This is a genomic window from Bradyrhizobium sp. i1.15.2 (assembly GCF_040548425.1).
Taxonomy (GTDB): Bacteria; Pseudomonadota; Alphaproteobacteria; order Rhizobiales; family Xanthobacteraceae; genus Bradyrhizobium; species Bradyrhizobium canariense.
On record NZ_JBEPRQ010000004.1, the window covers coordinates 309,494 to 332,197 of the forward strand.

General features: G+C 63.3%; 18 protein-coding genes. 7 read left to right on the forward strand and 11 right to left on the reverse strand.

All coding sequences use genetic code 11. The features are described 5' to 3' along the window. Window positions 1-21: 21 nt before the first annotated feature. Both ABIB80_RS11315 and ABIB80_RS11320 read right to left on the reverse strand, forming a co-directional pair. The gene (locus ABIB80_RS11315; RefSeq protein WP_354127419.1) at window positions 22-1,647 is read right to left on the reverse strand and encodes a GMC family oxidoreductase; all 1,626 of its coding nucleotides are present in this window, start codon (window positions 1,645-1,647) and stop codon (window positions 22-24) included. 40 nt (window positions 1,648-1,687) lie between these two features. Then, window positions 1,688-2,290 carry a TetR/AcrR family transcriptional regulator gene (locus ABIB80_RS11320; RefSeq protein ID WP_354127420.1) on the reverse strand — a complete coding sequence of 201 codons (603 nt, stop codon included), beginning with the start codon at window positions 2,288-2,290 and terminating at the stop codon, window positions 1,688-1,690. A 98-nt stretch (window positions 2,291-2,388) separates the two neighbouring features. Between ABIB80_RS11320 and ABIB80_RS11325 the strand changes: the two genes are divergently transcribed. Next, window positions 2,389-2,754 carry a nuclear transport factor 2 family protein gene (locus tag ABIB80_RS11325; RefSeq protein WP_354127421.1) on the forward strand — a complete coding sequence of 122 codons (366 nt, stop codon included), beginning with the start codon at window positions 2,389-2,391 and terminating at the stop codon, window positions 2,752-2,754. Window positions 2,755-2,919: 165 nt separating this feature from the next. On the opposite strand, the gene ABIB80_RS11330 is transcribed toward ABIB80_RS11325, so the two are convergent. Then, on the reverse strand, window positions 2,920-4,377 hold the full coding sequence (locus tag ABIB80_RS11330; protein WP_007595253.1) for a DUF1254 domain-containing protein: 1,458 nt from the start codon (window positions 4,375-4,377) through the stop codon (window positions 2,920-2,922). A gap of 662 nt (window positions 4,378-5,039) precedes the next feature. On the opposite strand from ABIB80_RS11330, the gene ABIB80_RS11335 reads away from it, so the two are divergent. Continuing rightward, window positions 5,040-5,411, forward strand: coding sequence for a hypothetical protein (locus tag ABIB80_RS11335; RefSeq protein ID WP_007595254.1), 372 nt, complete (start codon window positions 5,040-5,042; stop codon window positions 5,409-5,411). A 421-nt stretch (window positions 5,412-5,832) separates the two neighbouring features. Then, on the forward strand, window positions 5,833-7,794 hold the full coding sequence (locus ABIB80_RS11340; protein WP_354127422.1) for a putative bifunctional diguanylate cyclase/phosphodiesterase: 1,962 nt from the start codon (window positions 5,833-5,835) through the stop codon (window positions 7,792-7,794). Window positions 7,795-8,007: 213 nt separating this feature from the next. On the opposite strand, the gene ABIB80_RS11345 is transcribed toward ABIB80_RS11340, so the two are convergent. From ABIB80_RS11345 to pgm, 4 genes are all read right to left on the reverse strand, one after another. Beyond that, complete coding sequence (locus ABIB80_RS11345) at window positions 8,008-8,988, reverse strand: PDR/VanB family oxidoreductase (RefSeq protein WP_354127423.1); 981 nt, start codon at window positions 8,986-8,988, stop codon at window positions 8,008-8,010. Window positions 8,989-8,999: 11 nt separating this feature from the next. Beyond that, window positions 9,000-9,752: a GntR family transcriptional regulator gene (locus tag ABIB80_RS11350; RefSeq protein ID WP_007595257.1), complete on the reverse strand. Its 753-nt coding sequence runs from the start codon at window positions 9,750-9,752 to the stop codon at window positions 9,000-9,002. A gap of 6 nt (window positions 9,753-9,758) precedes the next feature. After that, window positions 9,759-10,808, reverse strand: a complete 1,050-nt coding sequence (locus ABIB80_RS11355; protein ID WP_354127424.1) for an aromatic ring-hydroxylating dioxygenase subunit alpha — start codon at window positions 10,806-10,808, stop codon at window positions 9,759-9,761. A 284-nt stretch (window positions 10,809-11,092) separates the two neighbouring features. Beyond that, window positions 11,093-12,739, reverse strand: a complete 1,647-nt coding sequence (gene pgm, locus ABIB80_RS11360) for a phosphoglucomutase (alpha-D-glucose-1,6-bisphosphate-dependent) (RefSeq protein ID WP_354127425.1) — start codon at window positions 12,737-12,739, stop codon at window positions 11,093-11,095. Between the two features lie 142 nt (window positions 12,740-12,881). Here pgm and ABIB80_RS11365 point away from each other — a divergent pair, with 142 nt between their 5' ends. After that, window positions 12,882-14,009 (forward strand): alpha/beta hydrolase family protein, encoded by a 1,128-nt coding sequence (locus ABIB80_RS11365; RefSeq protein WP_354127426.1) that lies wholly within the window; start codon window positions 12,882-12,884, stop codon window positions 14,007-14,009. Window positions 14,010-14,107: 98 nt separating this feature from the next. Continuing rightward, window positions 14,108-14,896 (forward strand): transglycosylase SLT domain-containing protein, encoded by a 789-nt coding sequence (locus ABIB80_RS11370; protein ID WP_354127427.1) that lies wholly within the window; start codon window positions 14,108-14,110, stop codon window positions 14,894-14,896. 226 nt (window positions 14,897-15,122) lie between these two features. Here the strand turns inward: ABIB80_RS11370 and ABIB80_RS11375 are convergent, their stop codons facing one another. Beyond that, window positions 15,123-15,935 (reverse strand): winged helix-turn-helix domain-containing protein, encoded by an 813-nt coding sequence (locus ABIB80_RS11375; protein WP_354127428.1) that lies wholly within the window; start codon window positions 15,933-15,935, stop codon window positions 15,123-15,125. Window positions 15,936-16,182: 247 nt separating this feature from the next. Between ABIB80_RS11375 and ABIB80_RS11380 the strand changes: the two genes are divergently transcribed. Next, window positions 16,183-17,031 (forward strand): MBL fold metallo-hydrolase, encoded by an 849-nt coding sequence (locus ABIB80_RS11380; protein WP_354127429.1) that lies wholly within the window; start codon window positions 16,183-16,185, stop codon window positions 17,029-17,031. 30 nt (window positions 17,032-17,061) lie between these two features. On the opposite strand, the gene ABIB80_RS11385 is transcribed toward ABIB80_RS11380, so the two are convergent. The 3 genes from ABIB80_RS11385 to ABIB80_RS11395 all read right to left on the reverse strand — a co-directional run bounded on the left by ABIB80_RS11385 (window position 17,062) and on the right by ABIB80_RS11395 (window position 20,471). Continuing rightward, on the reverse strand, window positions 17,062-17,952 hold the full coding sequence (locus tag ABIB80_RS11385) for an aldose 1-epimerase family protein (protein ID WP_354127430.1): 891 nt from the start codon (window positions 17,950-17,952) through the stop codon (window positions 17,062-17,064). A 74-nt stretch (window positions 17,953-18,026) separates the two neighbouring features. Beyond that, window positions 18,027-19,439: a mannose-1-phosphate guanylyltransferase/mannose-6-phosphate isomerase gene (locus ABIB80_RS11390; RefSeq protein ID WP_354127431.1), complete on the reverse strand. Its 1,413-nt coding sequence runs from the start codon at window positions 19,437-19,439 to the stop codon at window positions 18,027-18,029. Window positions 19,440-19,463: 24 nt separating this feature from the next. Then, window positions 19,464-20,471 carry an NAD-dependent epimerase/dehydratase family protein gene (locus ABIB80_RS11395; RefSeq protein ID WP_354127432.1) on the reverse strand — a complete coding sequence of 336 codons (1,008 nt, stop codon included), beginning with the start codon at window positions 20,469-20,471 and terminating at the stop codon, window positions 19,464-19,466. A gap of 307 nt (window positions 20,472-20,778) precedes the next feature. On the opposite strand from ABIB80_RS11395, the gene ABIB80_RS11400 reads away from it, so the two are divergent. Then, entirely contained in the window at window positions 20,779-21,852 is a 1,074-nt protein-coding gene (locus ABIB80_RS11400) for a glycosyltransferase family protein (RefSeq protein WP_446479886.1), read from the forward strand. Window positions 21,853-22,704: the final 852 nt, after the last annotated feature.

Sequence of the window (22,704 nt, forward strand, 5' to 3'; positions counted from 1 at the left end):
TGGTCCCTTTCAACGCACGGATTACCGCGCATCCTCCAATATCATGTCGGAGGCCTTTTCGGCGATCATGATGATCGGCGCATTGGTGTTCCCCGATACGAGATCGGGCATGATCGAGCCGTCGACGATTCGGAGGCCTTCGAGGCCCCTCACCTTCAGCCGCTGATCGACCACCGCGAGCGCATCATTGCCCATACGACAGGTCGAGGTCGGATGGTAGATGGTGCTGCCCCGCTCACGGCAATAATCCAGCAGCTCGGCATCCGTGGCTATCTTCGCTCCGGGATCGTACTCGTCGACCACGAACGGCTTCAGCGCCGGTGCATGCAATATCTTGCGCAGGATCTTCAGGCCTTCCACGTTGGTGGTGCGGTCGGTCTCGGTCGACATGTAGTTGATGCGGATCTCCGGCGGCACCGTCGGGTCGGCGCTTTTGATGCGCAAGGACCCGCGGCTCTCGGGACGGAGCTGGCACACCGACGCCGTGAAGCCGGAGAAATCATGCAGCTTCTCGCCCATCTTGTCGGTCGAGAACGGCAGGAAGTGGACCTGGATGTCCGGCGAGGCCAGCCGCGGGCTGGTCTTGAAGAACGCGCCCGCCGTGCCCGCCGCGATCGTCAGCCAGCCTTTGCGGAACAGCGCATAGCGTGCGCCGGCCATGGTGCGGCGGAGCGGATGATTGACGGTGTCGTTGAGCGTAATCTTCTGCGAGCAGCGCATCACGATGCGGACCTGCATGTGGTCCTGGAGGTCGTGACCGACGCCCGGCGCGTCCAGCACGACGTCGATGCCGTGCTTGCGCAGGAGGTCGCCGGGTCCGACGCCGGAGAGTTGAAGCAGCTGCGGCGAGTTGTAGGCGCCGCTCGACAGCACGACCTCCTTGCGCGCGCGGGCGCGGCGCAAATTGGCGCCTTGACGGTATTCAACGCCGACGGCGCGGCGGCCCTCGAACAACACGCGCTGGCCGAGCGCGCCAGTTTCGATCTTGAGATTGCCGCGGGCCTTGGCGGGGCCGAGATAGGCCACTGCCGTCGAGGCGCGGCGGCCATTGCGCGTCGTGGTCTGGAACAGGCCGACGCCTTCCTGGGTGGCGCCATTGAAATCAGGATTGTAGGGCAGACCGCTCTCGACTGCGGCATCGATGAACGCCTTCGACAACGGATCGGTCACCACCATGTTGGACACCGGCAGCGGGCCGCCGCTGCCGTGATATTGATCGGCGCCGCGCGACTGGTTCTCGGCCTTCTTGAAATAGGGCAGCACGTCGTCATAGCCCCAGCCGGCGTTGCCGCGCTGACGCCATCTGTCGTAATCCTCGTGCTGGCCGCGAACGTAGAGCAGGCCGTTGATCGAGCTCGACCCGCCCAGGGTCTTGCCGCGCGGCTGGAACACCTGACGGCCCTTCAGCTCGGGCTCCGGCTCGGTCTGGTACATCCAGTTGACGGTCTTTTCCTTGAACAGCTTGCCGTAGCCGAGCGGCACGTGAATCCAGATGTTGGAATCCTTCGGGCCTGCCTCGAGCAGCAGCACGCTGTGCTTGCCGTCGGCCGACAGCCGGTTGGCGAGCACGCAGCCCGCAGAGCCGGCACCGACGATGATGTAGTCGAACTCAGGGTCGGAGGGCGTCAGGGAGGAAGTTGCGTTCATGCGCTACTGTTCTTTTTGTTGGTGTGGGCGTTTCCAATCGTCACTTAGCACGACATGGAGCGACGCGCAGCGCCTCGACCAGCGACCTGAACGCACGGGCATATTCCGCACCCGCCCTTGCGATATCGGCGCGTCCGGCGCAGGCGACCGCCGCTTCCGTGACCGCGCCGAGCAGCAGCCGGGCCAGCGGCTCGACCGGCTGCCGTGCGATCAGGCCGCCCTCCATCGCCGCCGCAATCGCGCGCGGCAGCTTGCCGCCGAAATGTTTGGCGTCGATCTCTCGCCAGCGCTCCCAGCCGAGCACCGCCGGGCCGTCGCGCAGGATGATCTGGCCGGTCGGCCCCTTCGCGGTTGCGGCGAAATAATGCTGGCTGCCGGCGACCATCGCGGCGAGCACATCCTTCTCGGAACGCGCGGCGCCGTCGATCTCGGCGACGAGATCGCGCGAGACGTTGTCGAACACCGCTTCGAACACCGCTTCCTTTGTCTTGAAGTGATGATAGACCGCGCCCTTGGCGACGCCGGTGGCTTCGGCGATCTCGTCCATCGTCGTCGCGGCAAATCCTTGCGCCCCGAACAGGCGACGCGCCGCCGTCAGGATCGCCTCCGATGTCCCCGCCCGTCGCTCCGCCTGTTTTGCCATGGGTCTCGTCTAATCGAATTCGGCACAAGCGGCCAGTTGACTTTTCGACTATCGGTCGGTATTTACCGACCATCAGTCGGTTATTCGTGAGGTGTGCCATGCCGAGCCGTGACGTCGTCGAAGCTTTTGCCAAGCGATTGGAGACCGGGGATTTCATCGGCGCAATCGAGCAGTTCTATACGCCCGAGGCCGCGACCTACGAGAACAACGCGGCACCGACAGTCGGCCGCGACAAGCTCGTCGCCAAGGAGCGCGGCGTGCTGGCGGCCTCCAGGGAAGTCAAGGCGGTGCGCATCGGGCCGAGCCTGATCGAGGGCGATCATGTCGCGACGCGCTGGACCTTCAGCTTCACCACCGCCGAGGGCATCATCCGAACGTTGGATGAGATCGCATGGCAGACATGGCGGGGGGATGAACTCGTCGAGGAACGCTTTTATTACGACCCCAAGCAGTTGGGACGCTGAGCCGCTGACTGTCTCTACAAGACCAGCTTCACGCCCGGCAGGTACCATGTCCCTTCGCCCGAAGGCAGGATCGACTGTGCTTCGGTCCTGGGCCAGTGGAGCCGCATCGCCATTGTGTTCATGCGGTCGAACGCCGGCGCCGAAGCGCCGGCGCTCAAATCAACTTTATTGGGCCAAGCCCACTGTTCCGGCCTCCGTCCTCACGACCGGCGGCGGATTCCACTTTCCGGTCAGCGCATCGGACTTCGGGCTATAAAGGCGCATGGTCAGATTAAAGGCTCCCTTCGGCGCCGGAAGCCAGTTCGCATCCTTGTCCTTGCCCGGGCTATCATTCTGGAAGAATATATCGAGCGACCCGTCTGCGTTGTACTTGAACGGCATCCAGCTGCTCACGGCAAAACGGTTGAGCGCATTGCCGACCTGAAAACCTTCCGGGTCGTATAGCGTGATCGACCAGAAGGCGTTGACCGGCGGGGCGGCGCCCTTCTCGAACGTAATTGTGTACTTGTTGGCTCCATCCAGCGGCTTGCCGGTCGCGTCGCCGAGATTGAGCGGATAGATGGCATCCTCAGGCAGGTTCGCGCCCAGCCCAAGTTGGGCGACGATGGCCCGCTTCAAATAGTAGTTGCCGTAGACACCCATCGTATCGGTGTTCATCGACCAGCCATTTGCGACCCGCGCAAGTGTCGGCACTTTCCAGGCCATCAGCTTCTGGCCGTCGTGCGGAGCGGTCTCCAGCGCCCGTTGCAACACCGGATCGAGCTTGCCGATGTCAAAGCTCTTGCCGGGCTCGATGCCGATTTTCTTCATCTGCGCAATGATCGGCTCATCGGTAGCATGCGGCGGGTGAAGCTTGAGCAGTTCTGCGGCGCTGGCGAAGTACACGCCGGCCGACATGGTATCGACCTGGACCTTCGGCGGCGTCTTCATGTCGACGCTTGGGTCCGGCTTGAACTCGACCGGCTTGGGTGTCTTGCCGTACTCGGAAAGCAGCGTGACCTTGTAACCGGCCTGGATCTTATGGACGGCATCGTAATCGGGCGGGCCATCCGTCTTGGTGCGGCCGATCACCCAGACATGGGGCGTCGGCGCCTCGATGCGCTGGGTGTCGCTCGGAAGCTTGAATTCTTCCGCGAATCTTTCGCGCAGATCGGGCCGCCAGCCCGGGGGCGTGATCAGGAACGTGCCGGCCTTGGTGCCCGTCGTTCGCCAGCCTGGCGACGCGAAGACATCGGTCCACATGTCGAGCATTGGCAGCAGATAGTAGCGCTCACTTGTATCTGGTGCGGAGATGACGACGGGCTCCTTGGTCATGTTCAGCCAGGAGACGGAATACAGCGTGTCGAAGTTCGACCGCACCACGCCCTTGAAATTGGCCGGGGGGTATTCCGGCACGTTGACAAAGGTATTCATCGGACCTCTGAAATCGGTCGTGCCGTTGGTGAATTGCTTTCTCGAGATGTCCATCGACATGAGCGAGTAGAAGTAGACATAGGCATCCACTGCGATGGCATGCGCCTCTTGTTCGGTGATGGCCGGTGCAGTGCCCTGCGCCTGCGCGACAGGCACGGCCGCCGCACCAAGGCAAAGAGAAATTGTCAGCGTCAGAATTCCTCGAAACATGTCGAATCCTCCTCTTCTGATTTGGTGACCTCTGATTTGCGACTTCGTTCAATTCACTTTGTACCGTCGGAATGACCGCGTTCGAGGGTCTGAGCATTGAAGGTCTCAGCGTATTGCCTTGCAGCGTGGCGCCACGGGAATTCAGCACGAAGAGAAGAATGGCAGCAAAGCCGATGTCAGATGCGTTCACACCGCTCGCGGCGGTATGAATTGAAGTATTTTCGATCCAGCGCGAGGGGCGCTTATTGCTTGCAAGATAACGTGCGTCACCGACCGCATCAAACGCCGCACGGCGTCTGCAGAACTCGAAACAAATTGCTAGAAACAGAGATATAAAGCCTGGTCGAACTAGCGTCGCTTGAGGGGCATCTTCGGTCGCTTGCGCAATACGGGCCCTCTAGAATTACTTTAGCACAACCTGAACGTTTGGGCCAGCAGGGATCGTCTGCGTCTTCAATACCCCACTACTATCACAATCTGCCTCGTGTTCTTGCTCGCGCGATCGGGCTGGTTGCCCGAAACTGTCTCGGTGCTGGTCGGTGTGTTTACTCGCACAATATTGAGAGACAATCTCCTTCGTTCCCCTTGATTCAGATCAATACGATGCCCGCTCGGTCGCCTGATGAAATTGCTTCAGTGAAATCTCAAACGGGGAGTCCTGCATGAAGATTGTATTGCTGACCTTGGCGATGATAGGCGGCCAAACAACAATTCCAGTCAGCGAACGCGTCCCTCAACTCAATGTCGAGGCGACCTGCAAGGCCACCGTAGCCACTGACAAGGCGATGGGCCTGGATCTGGCGCAGTCCTACGACGATTGCATGCGCGACGAAAATTCCGCGCTGCAACAACTTCATTCCGTTTGGCTCACGAATTCCGACAGCCTTCGAACCCGATGCGAAGGCGAAGCGACGGCTGGCGGCAGTGACAGCTATGTCGACCTGCTGACCTGCATGCAAATGGCAGATTGGGCAAAATCGACTTCGGACGCTCCAAAATTGAAGGGAGCGAGCAAGAACCGAAACAAGCTGTGAGATGGCGCCGAGGATTATTTGCAGCCGGGTGCCGTGCCAAGTCCAGGCGCTCCCGCCCTAACCGCATCGCGTGATCGGAAGTCTCAGCACCGAGCCGACCGCCGGCTCGAAGCTGTTTGGACGCACGTTCCCTCGTGGCCTCAAAGGCGTCGATGGCCGGGACATAGGCGAGCGGACGCGACGCTGTCCTTCGAACGGATTAGCCCGGCCATGGCGCCATAGTAGCTTCAGCGCCCCAAGCTCCGTGACCGTAACCTCGCCGGCGCGCATTTGTATCGATTTGTTATCGATACGACGTGACGAACACGCAGAAGTGGTCGCGGCTATCGTCGCAAGCGGGGATAATTCATAGTTCGTCAAAGGTTTGCAGCGAATTCTCCGGATCGGGCCGGACAAACGGCCCATGCTGCTGGGCTATGGAATGCAGACTCAAACGACCAGCTATTTCGCGCGGCTGTTCGCGGGCGATCTGTCGGCCTTTGGCGGTCCCGTAACCGACGAAGCCGTCGCCGGCCATATCCGCGCCGAACAGATGTCGCTGGTGCTCGGCTATTCCGTCGGCATCATGCTGGCCAATGTCTGCAACGCCGCGGTGCTCGTCATCGCGCTGTGGCATTCGCCGGACTTGAAGCTGGCCTTGATCTGGGCCGCCATCGTGGCGGGCGCCGCGATCGCGTTCGGCCTGCAATCCCATGCCGCGCGCCGCATCACCAAACCACAATTCGTCTCGCGCCGAGCCATGCATCGGCTGGTGCGCAATGCCTTCATCCTCGGCGCCGCCTGGGGCACCGTTCCGGTCGCATTCTTTGCCAATGCCTCAACGGGCGGGCAGCTCGTCATCACCTGCCTTTGTTCGGGGATGCTGGCCGGGGGCGCGCTGGCCTTCGCCACGATCCCGATCGCGGCGATCGCATTCACGGCTCCAATTTTCGCTGGCATCGCGATCTGCCTCGGCAGGAATGGCGATCCGGCGTTTCTGCTGATCGCCTTCCTCGTGGTAGTCTACGGATCGGTGCTGCTGCGCAGCGTGTTCGTCAATTCGGCCTCGTTCGCACGGCGCGTGATGCGGCAGATCGAGGCCGAGCGTTCGGTGCGGCAGGACCCGCTGACCCATCTGCCCAATCGCGTCGCTTTCAACGAAACGCTCGACGCCGCTCTGAAGCGGCTCAGCCTCTCCGGCGAGGAATTCGCGGTGCTCCTGCTCGACCTCGACCGCTTCAAGGAGGTCAACGACAAATTCGGCCATCCCGCCGGCGACGAGTTTCTGGTCCAGATCGCGAGCCGCCTGCAACGCTGCACCCGCGCGGCCGAGCATGTCTCACGCATCGGCGGCGACGAGTTCGCGCTGGTGATGGCCAATCTGGCGCGGCCTGAGGATGCGCTCGAGATCGCCGAGCGCTTCGTCGCGGCCTTCGACGAACCGTTCCGGATCGAGGGCCGCCAGATCGTCGGCGCGACCAGCGTCGGCATCGTGCTGGCGCCGCGTGACGGCAGCACGCAACTCGACATCATGAAGAACGCCGACACCGCGCTCTACCGCGCCAAGAAGGCCGGACCCGGCACGGTGTGTTTCTTCGAGGAGGCCGACGACCGCTCGTCACGCGACCGCAAGGCGCTGCATTCGGATCTGGAAGGTGCTATCGCCAGGGACGAGCTGTTCCTGGTGTTTCAGCCCTTTCTCGACCTCGGCGGCAACCGCATCACCGGGTTCGAGGCGCTGCTGCGTTGGCAGCATCCCCAACGCGGACTGGTGCCTCCGAGCGAGTTCATTCCGATCGCCGAGGAAACCGGGCTGATCCACGAGATCGGCGAATGGGTCGTCCGCCGCGCCTGCGCGACGGTCGCCCAGTGGCCCAAAGAGATCAGGGTCGCCGTGAATTTCTCGGCCGCGCAGTTTCACAACAACGGCCTGCTCCAGATCATCGTGCAGGCGCTCGCGGACGCGAAGATCGCCCCGCACCGGCTCGAGATCGAGATCACGGAATCGATGCTGCTGTCGAAATACGCCTCCGCCGCGTCGGTGCTGAACGCGCTGCTGGAGCTCGGCGTCACCGTGGCGCTCGACGATTTCGGCACCGGCTTCTCCTCGCTGACCTACCTGCGCAAGCTGCCGTTCAGCCGCATCAAGATCGACCAATCCTTCATCCGCGACATGCTGGTGCAGCCGGACTGCGCCGCGATCGTGAAATCCGTGATTGGGCTCGCGCGCGATCTGCGCATCGGCGTGGTCGCGGAAGGCGTCGAGACCGCCGACCAGCTCGAATATCTGCGCCAGATTGGTTGCGACGAAGTTCAGGGTTATCTCATCAGCCGGCCTGTGTCGGCGGATCAGGTTCTAGCGCTGCTTGATCCGAAGAAGTTGCGGGCAACCTACGCGGCGTAGGTGGAAATCAGATGGGCCCGTATGCCGACCACAAGGACGGTGAGCCCCCTCTCGCGCTTGCGGGAGAGGGCTGGGGAGAGGGTGTCTCCGTAGAGGGAATCCCCAAGAGGAGAGAGCCCTCACCCGCGCCTTCGGCGCGACCTCTCCCGCAAGCGGGCGAGGTGGAGCCCGCGGCGCCTTCCATTCCGCCAGATGGATCCCGCTGCAATTCGTTTAGACCGGATCCGCACGCAGCAGCGTATCCACCGTGATGGTGCCCCGTGCGCGGGAGACGCAGGCGCAGATCTTCTGGTTGCTTTGCTTCTGATGGTCGCTGAAGAAGACGTCGCGATGGTCGATCTCGCCGTCGATGGCGACCACATCGATGGCGCACAGGCCGCATTCGCCTCGCTTGCAATCGTACATCACGTCGTGGCCGCTGGCGTTGAGCACGTCCAGCATCGAGCGCTCGCGTGGGATCTCCAGCTCGACATCGGAGCCTTTCAGGCGCACGCGAAATGTCTCGGTCGGCAGCGTGCCGCTCGAACCAAAAGTCTCGTAGCGCAGATCGGGAAGCGGATGGCCGGCGCCGATCCAGGCGTGGCGCGCGGCATCCAGCATGCGCATCGGGCCGCAGAACAGCGCCAGCGCGTCCTTGGGCAGCGAGGCGAACAGAGCGTCGAGATCGAGCCGCGTGCCCTCATCGCTGGCGTGAACGACCAGGCGATCACCCAGCGTTGCGGCGAGATCGTCGAGATAGGCGGCCTCAGCGCGCGAGCGCACCGCGTAATGCAGCGTGACATCGGCGCCGCGCCGCGCCAGCGCCTGTGCCGCACCCAGGATTGGCGTGATGCCGATGCCGCCGGCGATCAGGCAGTAGTTTTGGCGCGCCCAGTCGACCGCGAGCAGCGAGGCGGGCGTCGTGATGTCGAGCCGCGCGCCCGGCCGCAACGACCACATATAGCGCGAGCCGCCACGCGAATCCTCGGCGCGGCGCACCGCGATCCTTAAACCCTGCGACGACGCTTCCCCGACCAGCGAATAGGACCGCGTCTCCGGCTGCCCGTCGATGGTGACGCTGATATTGATGTGGCTGCCGACCGCATAGGCGGCGCCATCGAACTGGTCCGGCCGGATCAGGAATTCGCGGATACTGGGCGCGAGATCGCGCGTCGAGACGAGCGTCGCCGGAATCCAGGTTTCGATGAAGCGCATGGTGACGGCCCTCAATCGGTTGCGGACTTGATCAGCGCGAGCGCTGGCAGCAGGTCGAGATGGGTCCGGTTGCGCAATGCGAGCCGCAAATTGCGCACCGCGAGCCGCGCATGCTCGCGCATGACCGCTTCGGCACGGGCGCCTTCGCGATTCTCGATGGCGTCGATCACGACGCGGTGGTGCTCCTGCCCGATGATCAGGATCTGCTGCGCCTCGGGCAGCGCCGACTGCGCCATCACGAAACCGCTTGGGGACGCAAACGGCAGCGACGAGGCGCGGTCGATCTGCCGGATCAGCGGCGGGCTACGCGACAATTCGGTGAGCAGGGCGTGGAAGCGCGCGTTCAGAGTGACATAGGACGAGAACGCATCGACCGAGATCGGGACCTGGCGCAACAACTCGTCGATCGCGGCGAGGCACTCCTTCAGCGGCTCGAGCTCGCGCGCGGAGACGCCGCGCTCGGCGGCAAAGCGCGCGGCGAGCCCTTCCAGCGTGCCGCGCAGCTCGATGGAATCAGAGATGTCGCGCTCGGAGAATGCCTTCACCATGAAGCCGCCGGAGGGAATCGCCTCCAAGAGGCCCTCCTCCTCCAGCCGCACCAGCGCCATGCGCACCGGGGTGCGCGAGGCGCCGGTCGTCTCCACCGCCTGCAGCTCGGAGATGCGCTCGCCGGGGCGCAACGAGCCCGACAGGAGCTGATCGCGCAGCGCGAGCTGCGCCTTCACCGTCTGCGAGACGGAGCGGTCGACCTCACGCTCGGCCATGTCGGCTTACTCCGCGGCCTGGAGATGCTGCGGCGGGTTTTCCTTCGCCACCATCTTGTCGATCAGCTTGCGCGTCCACATCGCGCCGGCGTCGATGTTGAGATTGTAGAAGATGCGATCCGGGTTCTCGTCCATTGCGCGCTGCTGCGCCTCGAGGATCAGCTCGTCCTCGTGGAAGATGCCGGAGACGCCCTCGCGGATCTCGGTGGTGATGCGCTGCTCGCCGAGCTGATAATTGCGCACGAAGGCCCAGAAATAGTGGCAGGTCTTCTCGGTCTCCGGCGTGATGGTGTTGAGCACGAAGCCGTTGACGCCTTGCGAGCGGTCGCCTTCCGGCGCACCGGTGCCGGTCGGCGCCACGCCGACGTCGATGGCAATGGTGCACGGCGCCTCGAAGCGGATGATCTGCCAGCGGTCGACGAGCCCGGACTTGCCGAGTTGTTTCGCCCAGAACGGCGGCGCTTCGATGCCGCGCATCCAGCGCGTCACCGTAACAGTCTTCTCGCCATGGGTGACGTCGAACGGCGCCTCCGCGACCGCCTCGTTGCCGATGGACGAGCCGTGCACGAACGTCTCGTGGGTGAGGTCCATGAGATTGTCGAGCACGAGGCGGTAGTCGCAGTTGACGTGGATGGTCTTGCCGTCGCCGGCCCAGGCCGGGTCGTGATTCCAGTGCAGGTCGGGCACGAGCGCAGGATCGGCCAGCGCGGGATCGCCCATCCAGAGCCAGATGTAGCGATGACGCTCGACCACCGGATAGGCGCGCACGCAGGCCGACGGGTTGATGGTCTCCTGCGAGGGCATGAAGGTGCAGCGCCCTTGCGCATTGTATTTCAGGCCGTGATAGCCGCAGACGACCGTGTCGCCTTCGAGCCGGCCCTTGGACAGCGGCACCAGGCGGTGCCAGCAGGCATCCTCCAGCGCGCCGACCGAGCCATCGGCCTTGCGGTACATCACGACGTGCTTGCCGCAGATCGTCCGCGGCAGCAGTGCCGGCTTCACATCGGCGTCCCAGGCGGCGGCATACCAGGCGTTCATCGGGAAGGGTTTTGTCACCGGTCTCACTCCCAAGGCTTATGGATACGCTATGTATACAATAGCGGAGGAACGGAATCGTTCAAGCGCGGATATGGTGTATTATAATACCTTAATACCAGATCGTGTATACATACATAGCTCCGCGGTCATTCCCCGCGAAAGCAGGGAATCCAGTACGCCGGGGCAGACGTTGGGTTCACACAACTTCCGCCGCGGCGTACTGGATCGCCCTCCTGCGCGGGCGATGACACCTAGGATACGGCGCGCTTCCCCGGAGAAGTGGCACCTGCCGCTGGAGTGTCCTATGCCCCGAACACCTTCGCCAACCCTGCCTGAGCCTCCTGCTGAATCGCCTTCAGGTGTTCGGGGCTGCGAAAACTCTCCGCGTAGATCTTGTAGACGTCCTCGGTGCCCGAGGGCCTCGCGGCGAACCATCCGAAATCGGTCTCGACCTTGATGCCACCGAACGGCTGGCCGTTGCCGGGCGCCTTGCTCAGGGTGGCGCGGACGGGATCGCCGGCGAGATCCTTCAGGCCGAGCTGCTCGGGCGTGACGGACTTCAGGATGTTTTTCTGCGGCGTGGTGGCGGCGACATCGATGCGCGCGTAATGGGGCACGCCGAACTCGGCGGTGAGGTCGTTGAAGAGCTGGCTCGGATCGCGGCCGGTCTTCGCCATGATCTCGGCCGCGAGCAGGCCGAGGATGATGCCGTCCTTGTCGGTGGTCCACACCGTGCCATCGCGGCGCAGAAACGAGGCGCCTGCACTCTCCTCGCCGCCGAAGCCGAAGCCGCCCGTGAGGAGACCGTCGACGAACCATTTGAACCCAACCGGCGTCTCGACCAGCTTGCGGCCGAGTTTTTTCGCGACGCGGTCGATGATGGAGCTCGACACCACGGTCTTGCCGATCGCGGCGTCCTTGCCCCAATTCGGGCGATGCGCGAACAGATAGGAGATCGCGGTCGCGAGATAATGGTTCGGATTCATCAGGCCGCCGGTGCGCGTCACGATGCCGTGGCGGTCCGCGTCGGTGTCGTTGGCAAAAGCGACGTCGAAGCGGTCGCGCATCGCGATCAGGCTCGCCATCGCGTAAGGCGAGGAGCAGTCCATGCGGATCTTGCCGTCCCAATCCACCGTCATGAAGCGGAAGGTCGGGTCGATCGCCTCGTTCACCACGGTCGCCTTCAGGCCGTAGCGCTCGATGATCGGATGCCAGTAGTGCACGGCGGCGCCACCGAGCGGATCGATGCCGATGTTGACGCCGGCGGATTTGACCAGGTCGAGATCGATGACGTTGCCGAGATCGGCGACATAGGGTGTGACGTAGTCATAGGCGTGGACGTTCGCGGCTTTGCGTGCCCTGGCGTAGTCGATGCGGTTCACGCCTTTGAGGCCGTCGGCGAGATAGGCATTGGCGCGCCTCTCGATCACGGAGGTCGCATCGGTGTCGGCCGGTCCTCCATGCGGCGGATTGTATTTGTAGCCGCCGTCCTCGGGCGGATTGTGCGAGGGCGTGACGACGACGCCATCGGCAAGGCCCGAGGTGCGGCCCTTGTTGTAGGTCAGGATCGCGTGGGAGATCACCGGCGTCGGCGTATAGCCGCCGTCCTTGTCGATCATGATGTCGACGCCGTTGGCCGCGAACACCTCGACGGCGCTGACCAGCGCCGGCTCGGCCAGCGCATGGGTGTCGATGCCGATAAAGAGCGGACCGGTCAGCCCCTTTTCACGTCGGTAATCACAGATTGCCTGCGTCGTCGCGAGGATATGGCCCTCGTTGAAGCTGGTCTTGAACGAGGTGCCGCGATGGCCGGAGGTACCGAACGCCACCCGCTGCGCGGGATCCGCGACATCAGGCTTGCCGGCGAAATAGGCCGTCACCAGCCGCGGAACGTTGGTGAGCGCGTCCGGCGAGGCCTGCTTGCCCGCCGCGGGATGAACATCAGCCACTGGATATACCTCGTCCTGTCGTAGAGATTGCGCAATACCATAGCATCGGCCAAGCCCGCGCCAAGAGCACAACACCCGCAATGGGGCGGCCGTTCCTGAGATCATGCTATGGTCTTTCGATCGGGGCTTTTCGAGTCGGGGCATGACGCTGTTTCAGAGGCTCTTGTTTGTTCTGATGGCGGGCATCGCGCCCGATGCGATGGCCGCGGAGTTCTACACCGAGGATTTGCGTATCCCGATGGTCGAGGCCGGACCGCAGGGGCTGGAGGCGTTCCTGGTCCGGCCGGCCGGGACCAGGCGCTATCCGCTCGCGCTGCTCAGCCACGGCTCGCCGCGCAGTTTCGACGATCGCGCGACGATGTCCGCGCACAAATATTACGGCATCGCTCTCGAATATGCCCGGCGCGGCTTTGCCGCGCTGATCGTGATGCGGCGCGGCTACGGCACCTCGCCCGGCGGGCGCGTCGACAGCGTCGGCGGCTGCGCCAATGCCGCTTATCTGCCGGCCGCGGCGGTCGCGGTGGCGGATTTGCGCGCGTCGATCGAGGCGATGGCGCGGAGGGCCGACGTCACCACCTCAGGCATGATCGCGGCCGGCCATTCCGCCGGCGGGTTCGCCACCGTCGCGTTGACCGCGCAGGCGCCAGCGGGTCTCGCCGCCGCGATCAGCTTTGCCGGCGGGCGCGGCTCGCGCGATGACGACGACGTCTGCAATCCGAACGGGCTGGTGCAGGCCTTCGCCACGTTCGGCAAAACCTCGCGCGCTCCGATGCTGTGGGTCTATGCCAGCAATGATTCCTACTTCGGTCCCGACCTCGCGCGCCGCCTCCATGACGGATTTCGCGCCAATGGCGGCAACGCGAAATTCATCGCGGCGCCGCCTTACGGCGACGATGGCCACTATCTCTATTCGGTCGTGAGCCGTCCGCAATGGACGCCCTATCTCGACGCCTTCCTGCGCGAGCGAGGTCTCGGCCACGATGTCCTGAGCCCGCCCGATCCGCTGCCGCCGCCGGGCCAGCTCAGCGAGGCCGCGCGCGCCGAGTTCGGGCGCTATCTCGCCAGCACGATGCCGCACAAGGCTTTTGCGGTGTCGCCGAACGGCGGTTACGGCTGGCGTTCGGGGCGGGCGACGGCCGACGACGCCCAGCGCGATTCACTTGCCGCCTGCACAAAATGGTCGTCTGCCTGCACGCTCTATGCAGTCGACGACAAATTGGCCGGGGCTGCGCCAAGCACATCAACCGACCAGAGCTCGCGGTCGCGATAGCTTCATTGCGCCGCCGGCCGCTCGCGCCGTCCGAGCCGGGCCGCACCCCGAGCCGCCAGAAAATCGGTTATTAACTCGAAAGATATAATACGTGGTCCATGCTGTGGGATCGAACACACATCAACGCCCGCGCAACGTGGACACACGTTGCGATCGCTGTGCTTTGGTTGGCATCCACCTCCGTGCACGCCCAGAACGACGTGGAACCGGCGTTGGCGGCGGGCGGTCGCGATGCAGATCTCGGCGCTGGAGAGACGCCGGCGTCGCGGGCGGCGATCCGAAAAATCATCGAAAGAGAAACGGCCAAGACCAATCTGCCCGCCGGCATAGCCGAGGCCGTCGTCTTCGTCGAAAGCGGATACAATCCGGGCACCATTGGCGCCGTCGGCGAGATCGGCCTCATGCAGGTTCGGCCCGAAACGGCAGCGATGCTCGGATTTCGGGGAAATAACGCAGAACTCGCAGAGCCCGACATCAACATCCACTACGGCGTTCTCTATCTGAGCCGCGCATGGCGCCTGGCCGGCGGGGACCTTTGCCGAGCCCTGATGAAATATCGAGCCGGTCACGACGAGGAGTCCATGACTCCGCGCTCCCAGGTCTATTGTCACCGCGCCCGCAATCGTCTTGTCTCTATGAACTCGACGAGTGTGGGAAGCCAGGCTGCCGCAATCCCAGATGTGGCACCGGCGCCAACTCCGGCGCCCACCATCTCGAAGTCAGCGCACAATCAAAAAACCCCGGCACAGCCGAAGGACGTTTACGCGCGTTACCGTCAAGGCACGGCGGTCGCGAGCAGGGCATATTGGGCAGCACAGGAAGCCCGGGTCCGCCTCATCAAGGCTCGCGTCGAAGCCAGGTGGAAACGGGTCGCATCACGCCAATAGAATTGCCTGCCCAGAGACGAGCAGCGGTTAGACGAACGACATTTTTGAAACCGAACTTTGAAACCGAACCTGAATAGAGATCATGCACAACAGTTTGAGAGTTTTATTCGCAATCGTCGCGACCGGCGCCGTGGCCTTGTCGGCCTTTCTCGCGATTCGGTTCCTGGTCGGTTTCAGTGGCTGAACCCGCTGGCGCCGCCGGCACCATGTCGTGCTGCGCCTCCGTCTAGAGCCGCTCGCTCAGCGCGAGCTTGTAGCCGACGCCGGTGACCGTGGTGATGACGGGCGTGCCGCTGCCGACGAGCTTGCGGCGCAGCCTCGCCACCAAGGCATCGACAGTGCGGATGTCGACCTCGGCCTGGCGATTGCTGACGACCTCGATCAGATAGTCGCGGCTAAGCGGCCTGCCGTCGGCGCCGACGAGCGCCGCGAGCAGGTCGAATTCGGCGCGTGTCAGCGCCACCGGCTTGCCGTCGCTGCCGAGCAGCTCGCGCCGCGTCAGGTCGATGATCCAGTCGCCGAAGGCGATCGAATTGTGGTTGCGCGCCGCCTTGCGGTCGATCGAGCGCCGCCGCAGCACGCTTCGCGCGCGCGCGAGCAGGTCGCGCAAATTGATCGGCTTGGTAACGTAGTGGTCGCCCGCGACCTCGAGGCCGAGGATGCGATCGACGTCGGTGTCGCGGCGGGTGACGAAGATGATGCCCGCATTGCTGGTCGCCTGGATCTCCTTGGCGAGATCGAAACCGTCGCCGTCGGGCAGTTGCACGTCGAGGAAGACGAGATCGGTCCGCATCCGCAGCGCCTGGCGGCATTCCGCGCAGGAGCCGGCGCCGACCACGTCGAAATTGTTCTCGCTGAAATAACCGACCAGCATCGTCCGCGTCACCGGATCGTCCTCGACGACGATCAGCCGCTCGCGGCCAGCGACACGCAATTCCTGAACTGCGGAATCAGCCACGATGTTGGATGTCCTGTGTGCTTGCGGGCCGACCTGGAAGCTCAGGTCGCCGAGCGCGCCGTCCTGTGAACGTACATTCACGACTGTTCGAGCCCCCTCGAATTGCCTGCTGCAATACTAGGCGCGTTAGCGCGCCCAAACAACATTGGTCACGATCTGGCCGCATTAAGTATGAATTGGCCCACACTTCTCATCCCGAGCATCATGTTCGGGAGCCCCGCACGAGCGGCTGTTGTGCGGGCTGACGCCCATCCCGCGGCCACTTGCCCCGCCAAGAGCTTCAAATCTACTGTGGCGTCCCGAAAAGTCTGCCCCAGGAGGTGGCGCCATGGAAGTCATCCTGCTCGGCACCGGCGGCCCGCGCCCGGACCCGCGCCGCATGGCGACGACCACGCTGATCAGGCTCGGCGAGGAAAACATCCTGATCGATGCAGGCCGCGGCGTCATGGTGCAGCTCAGCAAAGCGGGCGTGCCGCTCGGCTCCATCAACACGGTCTTTCTCACCCATCACCATTTCGACCACATCGGCGACCTCTACGATGTGATGCTCAATTCATGGTTGCACGGGCGCAAGGACGATCTGAGCATCTATGGACCGCCGGATACCGAACGGCTCGTCAATACGCTCGTCACGCAGGTCTACGACAAGGACATCGCCTGGCGCGATCAGGGCGAGCCGAGCTTCGGCGGCTGGAAACCTGTCGTCGCGACCGACATTATAGCGGGCCCCGTTCTCGACACCGGGCGCTGGAAGATCAGCGCCGAACTCGTCTCGCATGGCGACGGCCTCGACATGTCACCGGCCTTCCTCGCACGCTGGATGTGTCTCGGCTACCGCTTCGAGGCCGAGGGCAAGGTCATCGCAATTTCCGGCGACACGGTGCCCTGCCCCGGTCTCGAGCGGTTGGCTGAGGGGGCCGACCTGCTGGTCCAGTGCTGCTTCCTCGCCACGCCGGAGATCGACAACGAGCACCTGCGCCGGCTTGCGAAATTCACGATGGCCTGTGGCGATACGGTCGGCAAAGTCGCGGCCAAGGCCGGCGTCAAGAAGCTCGCGCTGACCCATCACCGGCCTCGCACCGACGATTCCATGCTGAACGCGCTGCTCGTGGACGTCAGGCGGGACTACTCGGGTCCTGTCGTGCTCGGCGAGGACCTCACCCGGATCGAGGTCTGAAAACTCGAGATGCGCGAAGACCGTCCGACTTCAGAACGATCCAACCTCAACCCGAAATGACAATTGCTCTTCCGTCCCAGGCGCGATGTGCATCAGGCCCGGCTTGTCAGTGAATTCGCCGTCGAAGCCGGCCGGACTGGCATAGCCGCGCCAGGGCTCGATGCAGAGGAACTGCGCGCCAGATGGTTTCGACCAGACGCCAAGCTCGCGAAAGCCGCGCCATGACATTTCCAACCACGGCCCGGTGGACGCGCCCCGCTCCGCGGCATAGCGGACCGAATTGCTCGCGATCCGATCGAAGATGATTGCATCGTCGACGAACAGGGATTCGGACAGAGGCAACACGGAGCCTTTGATCGGGCTCGGCTCCGGTGCCGGACGCAGCAGGCCGCCGTCGAGACGGCGGACGGGAGATGGCTCTGCGTTCGCGAAGCTCAGCGCGTAACTCTCCTTCGCCAGTCCCGGTTGGAGCGGCCAGTTGAAAGCGGGATGGCCGCCGAGCGAGGCCGGCAATATCTCCTTGCCGGTGTTCGCGACCACGAGTGAAAGATCGAGACCGGATTCGTCGAGCGCATAGGTTGCCGTCAGGCGGAACGCGAAGGGGTAGAGCGCGCGCGTCGTCTCGCTGTCTTCGAGCACCAGGACACAGCGACTTTCGCCACGTTCCGCCCACGCAAAGCGGCTGTCGCGCGCGAAGCCGTGCTGGGTCATCCGGTAGGTCCTGCCCCGGTGCCGCAATTCGTCATTGGCGAGACGCCCGACGATCGGAAACAGCAGCGGCGCATGGCGCGGCCAAGCCGGCTCCGCCTGCCAGACGAACTCAATGCCGGCATCGCTCGCCAGCGAACACATCTCCGCGCCTTGCGCCTTGATGGTCGCGGTGAGCCCGCCGCTGCGGATCGTATGCGTGTCGTCGGTCATAACAGCCTGTTCAGATCATCGCAGTTCGCAGGACAATTTCTAAATGTTCGCGGAATGTTGGAGCGACACTCTGCTCAAGAGCGCTGATAGTCGTCTTCAATCCGGATGATGTCGTCTTCCCCGAGATAGCTTCCCGTCTGGACCTCGATCAGCTCCAGCATGATTTTACCGGGGTTCTCCATCCGGTGCACCGCGCCCATCGGGATATAGATCGACTCGTTCTCGTGCACGCTTTTGACGGTCTCGTTGACGGTGACGCGGGCGGTGCCGCGGACCACGATCCAGTGCTCGGCGCGATGATGGTGCTTCTGCAGCGACAGCCGTCCGCCCGGCTTCACCACGATGCGCTTGACCTGGTGGCGCTCGCCATTGTCGACCGACTGGTAGCTGCCCCAGGGCCGATGCACCTTGAGGTGCTCCTCGGTGACTTTCGGTGCGACCGCCTTGAGTTTTGTGACCAGCCGCTTCAGCCCGTTGGCATCCTTCTGGCGCGAGACGAGCACTGCATCCGCGGTCGCGACGACGATGAGATCGTCGACGCCTTCGAGCGCGACCAGCGCGGCATCGGTGGTGACGTTGCAATTGCGGCTATCTTCGAACACGGCGGCGCCGTGCGAAGCATTGCCTTGCGCGTCCTTGTCCGACAATTCCCACACCGCGTGCCAGGAGCCGACGTCGGACCAGCCGCACGACACCGGCACGACCGCCGCGCGCGCGGTCTTTTCCATCACCGCATAGTCGATCGAAATCGCCTTGGCGGCGCCGAACGCCTCGGGCTCCAGCGTCACGAAGCCGAGATCGCGGCCGGCATTGGTCACGGCATTGGAGATCGCCTCCACGCTCGCCGCGTCGACCTTGCGGTATTCGTCGAGCAGGACGGCGGCCGGAAACATGAAGTTGCCGCTGTTCCAGAGATAGCCCGAATTGACGTAGTCGGCCGCCTTCACCGCATCCGGCTTCTCGACGAAGCGCGCGACCGCGTGTACCTCGCCGGAGATGACCTCGCCCGGGCTGATATAGCCGTATTCGGTCGCCGGCCGTTCCGGCTTGACGCCGAAGGTGACGATGCGCCCGGCGCTCGCGGCGGTGAGGCCCTGGCGGCACGCCGCGACGAAGGCGGCATTGTCCTGCACCACGTGGTCGGCGGCGAGCGCGAGCACGATCGCCTCACTCGAACGGTTCTGTGCGAACACCGCGCCGGCTGCGATCGCCGGGCCGGAATCGCGCCGCATCGGCTCGAGGATCACGTCGGCCTCGATGCCGATCTCGGCGAGCTGCTCCAGCACCATGAAGCGATAGGACGCATTGGTGATGACGATCGGGCGATCGAACAGCGAGGCCTCCGAGACGCGCAACAGCGTGTCCTGAAAGGTCGAGCGCGTGCCGAACAGCGGCAGGAACTGCTTGGGCCGCACCTCTCGCGAAGCCGGCCACAGCCGCGTTCCGGCACCGCCGCACATGATCAGGGGGATGACTTTTTGGGACACGTGTGAGCTACTCGAGAGAGGGGTTTATACGCGGTGATAATTTCGATACCATTCGACAAAGCGGCCCAAGCCATCCGCCAGCGGCGTCGAGGGCGTGAAGCCGACGTCGCGTTGCAGGGCCGAAATGTCGGCGCGCGTCTCGAGGACGTCGCCAGCTTGCATCGGCAAAAGCGCGCGGATCGCGGGCTTGCCGATGATCTTCTCCAGTGTCTCGACGAACTCAATCAAATTGACCGAGCAATTGTTGCCGATGTTGTAGACGCGATACGGCGCATAGCTCGACGAGATTTCCGGCTGCTCGGCGTTCCACGCGGGATTCGGCGTCGCGGGCCGATCGAGGGTGCGGATCACGCCCTCGACGATGTCGTCGACGTAGGTGAAATCGCGCCACATATTCCCATTATTGAAAAGCTTGATCGGCTCACCCGCAAAGATCGCGCGCGTGAAGAGCCAGGCGGCCATGTCGGGCCGGCCCCATGGACCATAGACAGTGAAGAAGCGAAGACCGGTCACCGGCAGCTTGTGAACATGTGCGAACGTGTGCGCCATCAGCTCGTTGGCCCTTTTGCTCGCGGCATAGAGACTGACCGGATGATTGACCGAATGCTCGGTCGAATATGGCAAGGTGCGATTGGCGCCATACACGGAGCTCGACGAGGCGTAGACGAGATGCGCCAGGCCGTGGCGCCGGCCGGCTTCGAGCACGGTGACGAAGCCATCACAATTGGCGCGGATGCTGGTGATGGGATCGTCGATCGAAGCGCGCACGCCGGGCTGCGCCGCAAGGTGCACCACGCGGTCGGGCGAGACCTCGTCGAACACACGCGCCACCGCAGCGAAGTCTGCAAGATCGATCTCGTGGAATGTGAAGGCGTCATGCTTGAGCGTCTCGAGGCGAGCGCGCTTGAGCGCCGGATCATAGTAGGGAGTTACTGCGTCGATGCCGACAACTCGTTCCCCGCGCGCAAGCAAGCGCTCGCAGACATGCATGCCGATGAAGCCGGCAGCGCCGGTAACCACCACGGGGGCCAAAATAAACTCCGTTGTCCGTCCTCATATACCGCATTGCCAGACTGAACCGGTAGAGGCAAGGGTTCAGCATTGGAGAACAGCCGCCTCGCATCGGCAACCTTAATGCCGGGCGCTTCGGTTGTCAGCCTTCCCAATTAACCAGAAGGGGCGCCCTTTGCCTGCGGACGCAACATCGGACGCGCGTCCATAAAAGGCTGCCCGCTGCCCGGCAAGACTTTCAACAAGTGTTCCCCGGGAGCACCGAACGAACAGCGCGATCACGCGACCGATGTCGTCATAATTCCGTGCCTTCGGGCTGCTTCTTTCCGTGCTCACATTTGGTTCGAAAGCACACATCGCGACCACGCTTTATGGCATCGACAACCCGAACGGCACAAAATTGAAGCATTTCATCAACGGCCGCTTTCTCTCGCAAAAGCTGACCGGCGTTCAGCGTTATGCCGCCGAACTGGTCAAAGCGATCGATGCCCTGCTTGCGTCCGACCAATCGCCCGCTGCCCTCAAAGGAGCCGAGTGGCAATTGCTCGTGCCGAGCGAGACGAGCGAAGCGATCAAACTCACCCGCATCAAGGTCCACAAGATAGGACGGCTGAGCGGACATGCCTGGGATCAGATTGAACTCGCGCGCGCTGCCGCTGGAGGTCGCCTGATCAGTCTAGCCAATGCCGGACCCGTCTTTCATCGCGATCATATCGTCGTCATCCACGACGCACAGGTCTTCCGCCGGCCCGATTTCTTCAATTGGCGCTATTTGGCCGTCCACCGAACGATGGGTTGCCTGCTTGCACGCCGGGCCACGATCGCGACCGTATCAGCCTTTTCTCGCAATGAACTGGCTGCAATGCTTGGCCTTTCGAAAACGGACATTCCGATATTCCCAACAGCGCAGAGCATTTCGAAATCCACAACGCCCGATCCCAGTTGGAAACAGCAGCGGCGCATGGCGCGGCCAGGCCGCCTCTGCCTGCCAGACGCACTCGAGGCCGGCATCGCTCGCCAGCGAACACATCTCCGCGCCTTGCGCCTTGATGGTCGCGGTGAGCCCGCCGCTGCGGATCGTGTGGGTGTTTTCGCTCGTCTGCGAGCCATACCCGCACGCCGGCCGGCAACGGGATCATCGTGGCCGTCCATCAGTCAGCGCTGCCACGACTGCGCTCAGCGTCGCCGCGTCAACTGCGCCCGTGATCCGCATCCGAGCCCCGGCCGAGAACTCAATCTCGATCGCACCGCAGCTTCCGGAGGGCGCAGTCAACGATCGCCGGTCGGGCGCAATGGACACTGCCGCAAAACGGACTTCGCCATCCTGCCGCTGCATCGGCTCCGGGCCGCAAGGCCGCCTGTGCGCGCCTGCCCCCGCCAAGCCGTAACCAGATTGCGGTGAACGTCATGTGGCCGAGCGACCTCGACAACAGGTGGCCCCAGGCGCCAGACTCTCCTCCACAATCCGAAGCTTTTCGGCACTTGTCCACCGCCGTCGCCGCTCTGGACCGGATAGAACCGTAACCGTCGTCCCGTTTGCTCAGTTGCTTGCGAATTAATGAGCAAATCATCTCACGCTCGAACCCGATCCGGGAAGGCGGCCTCCACCCGAGGCATACCTTTCGCGTGGACTTTGCCGAGGGTGGATAATGCGAGCGCACAAAGATCAGTTCCGCTTGCGACTGCGACGCAGCAACCGTGACTGTGCAGCTGAGCTCAGCTCCAATTCGATCGAAAGAAATGGGGCAGCTGTTCGGCAACACGCATACTCTTTTGGAGGAGCCGAGCCGCCAGTTTGGAGGGCCTGCGGCCCTCATATTGGTTCCGAGCTGACTATCGCAAAATGCGAAGAAAATCGGGTTGCAATCGATCAAATCATTTCGTTTGATACTGGGACAACCTTTATAACTGAAGCACTAGAGCGGTTGTTTTCCGGCCCGCTACCCAGACTCCCCATTTTGCTCGTCCTTTTTCAGCAGGTAGTCATTTCCAGGCAGCTATGAGTAATCGAAGTCAAGTTTATAGTCGTTCGGCTATTCTGCGTCAGAGAGTTCAGAGGCTGGTCACTCTCCTTAGGGAGCTGCAGAGACTCCGTCACCGGGTGCAACGGCTCAAAGAGAGAAGGCGTGAAAGTCGAGGTCGCGCCAAAGGCGTGAGTCGCAGAAGACATTCCCGGCGCTAGCGGACCTGCCGGGTCTGCGCGAGCCACCAGGTGTCGATTCCAAGAGTTGCAGAATCCAAGGTGGCGCCAACC

Coding starts and splice junctions, on each gene's coding strand:
- ABIB80_RS11315 (WP_354127419.1), bottom strand. CDS start 1,647: ATGAACGCAACTTCCTCCCTGACGCCCTCCGACCCTGAGTTCGACTAC.
- ABIB80_RS11320 (WP_354127420.1), bottom strand. CDS start 2,290: ATGGCAAAACAGGCGGAGCGACGGGCGGGGACATCGGAGGCGATCCTG.
- ABIB80_RS11325 (WP_354127421.1), top strand. CDS start 2,389: ATGCCGAGCCGTGACGTCGTCGAAGCTTTTGCCAAGCGATTGGAGACC.
- ABIB80_RS11330 (WP_007595253.1), bottom strand. CDS start 4,377: ATGTTTCGAGGAATTCTGACGCTGACAATTTCTCTTTGCCTTGGTGCG.
- ABIB80_RS11335 (WP_007595254.1), top strand. CDS start 5,040: ATGAAGATTGTATTGCTGACCTTGGCGATGATAGGCGGCCAAACAACA.
- ABIB80_RS11340 (WP_354127422.1), top strand. CDS start 5,833: ATGCAGACTCAAACGACCAGCTATTTCGCGCGGCTGTTCGCGGGCGAT.
- ABIB80_RS11345 (WP_354127423.1), bottom strand. CDS start 8,988: ATGCGCTTCATCGAAACCTGGATTCCGGCGACGCTCGTCTCGACGCGC.
- ABIB80_RS11350 (WP_007595257.1), bottom strand. CDS start 9,752: ATGGCCGAGCGTGAGGTCGACCGCTCCGTCTCGCAGACGGTGAAGGCG.
- ABIB80_RS11365 (WP_354127426.1), top strand. CDS start 12,882: ATGACGCTGTTTCAGAGGCTCTTGTTTGTTCTGATGGCGGGCATCGCG.
- ABIB80_RS11370 (WP_354127427.1), top strand. CDS start 14,108: ATGCTGTGGGATCGAACACACATCAACGCCCGCGCAACGTGGACACAC.
- ABIB80_RS11380 (WP_354127429.1), top strand. CDS start 16,183: ATGGAAGTCATCCTGCTCGGCACCGGCGGCCCGCGCCCGGACCCGCGC.
- ABIB80_RS11385 (WP_354127430.1), bottom strand. CDS start 17,952: ATGACCGACGACACGCATACGATCCGCAGCGGCGGGCTCACCGCGACC.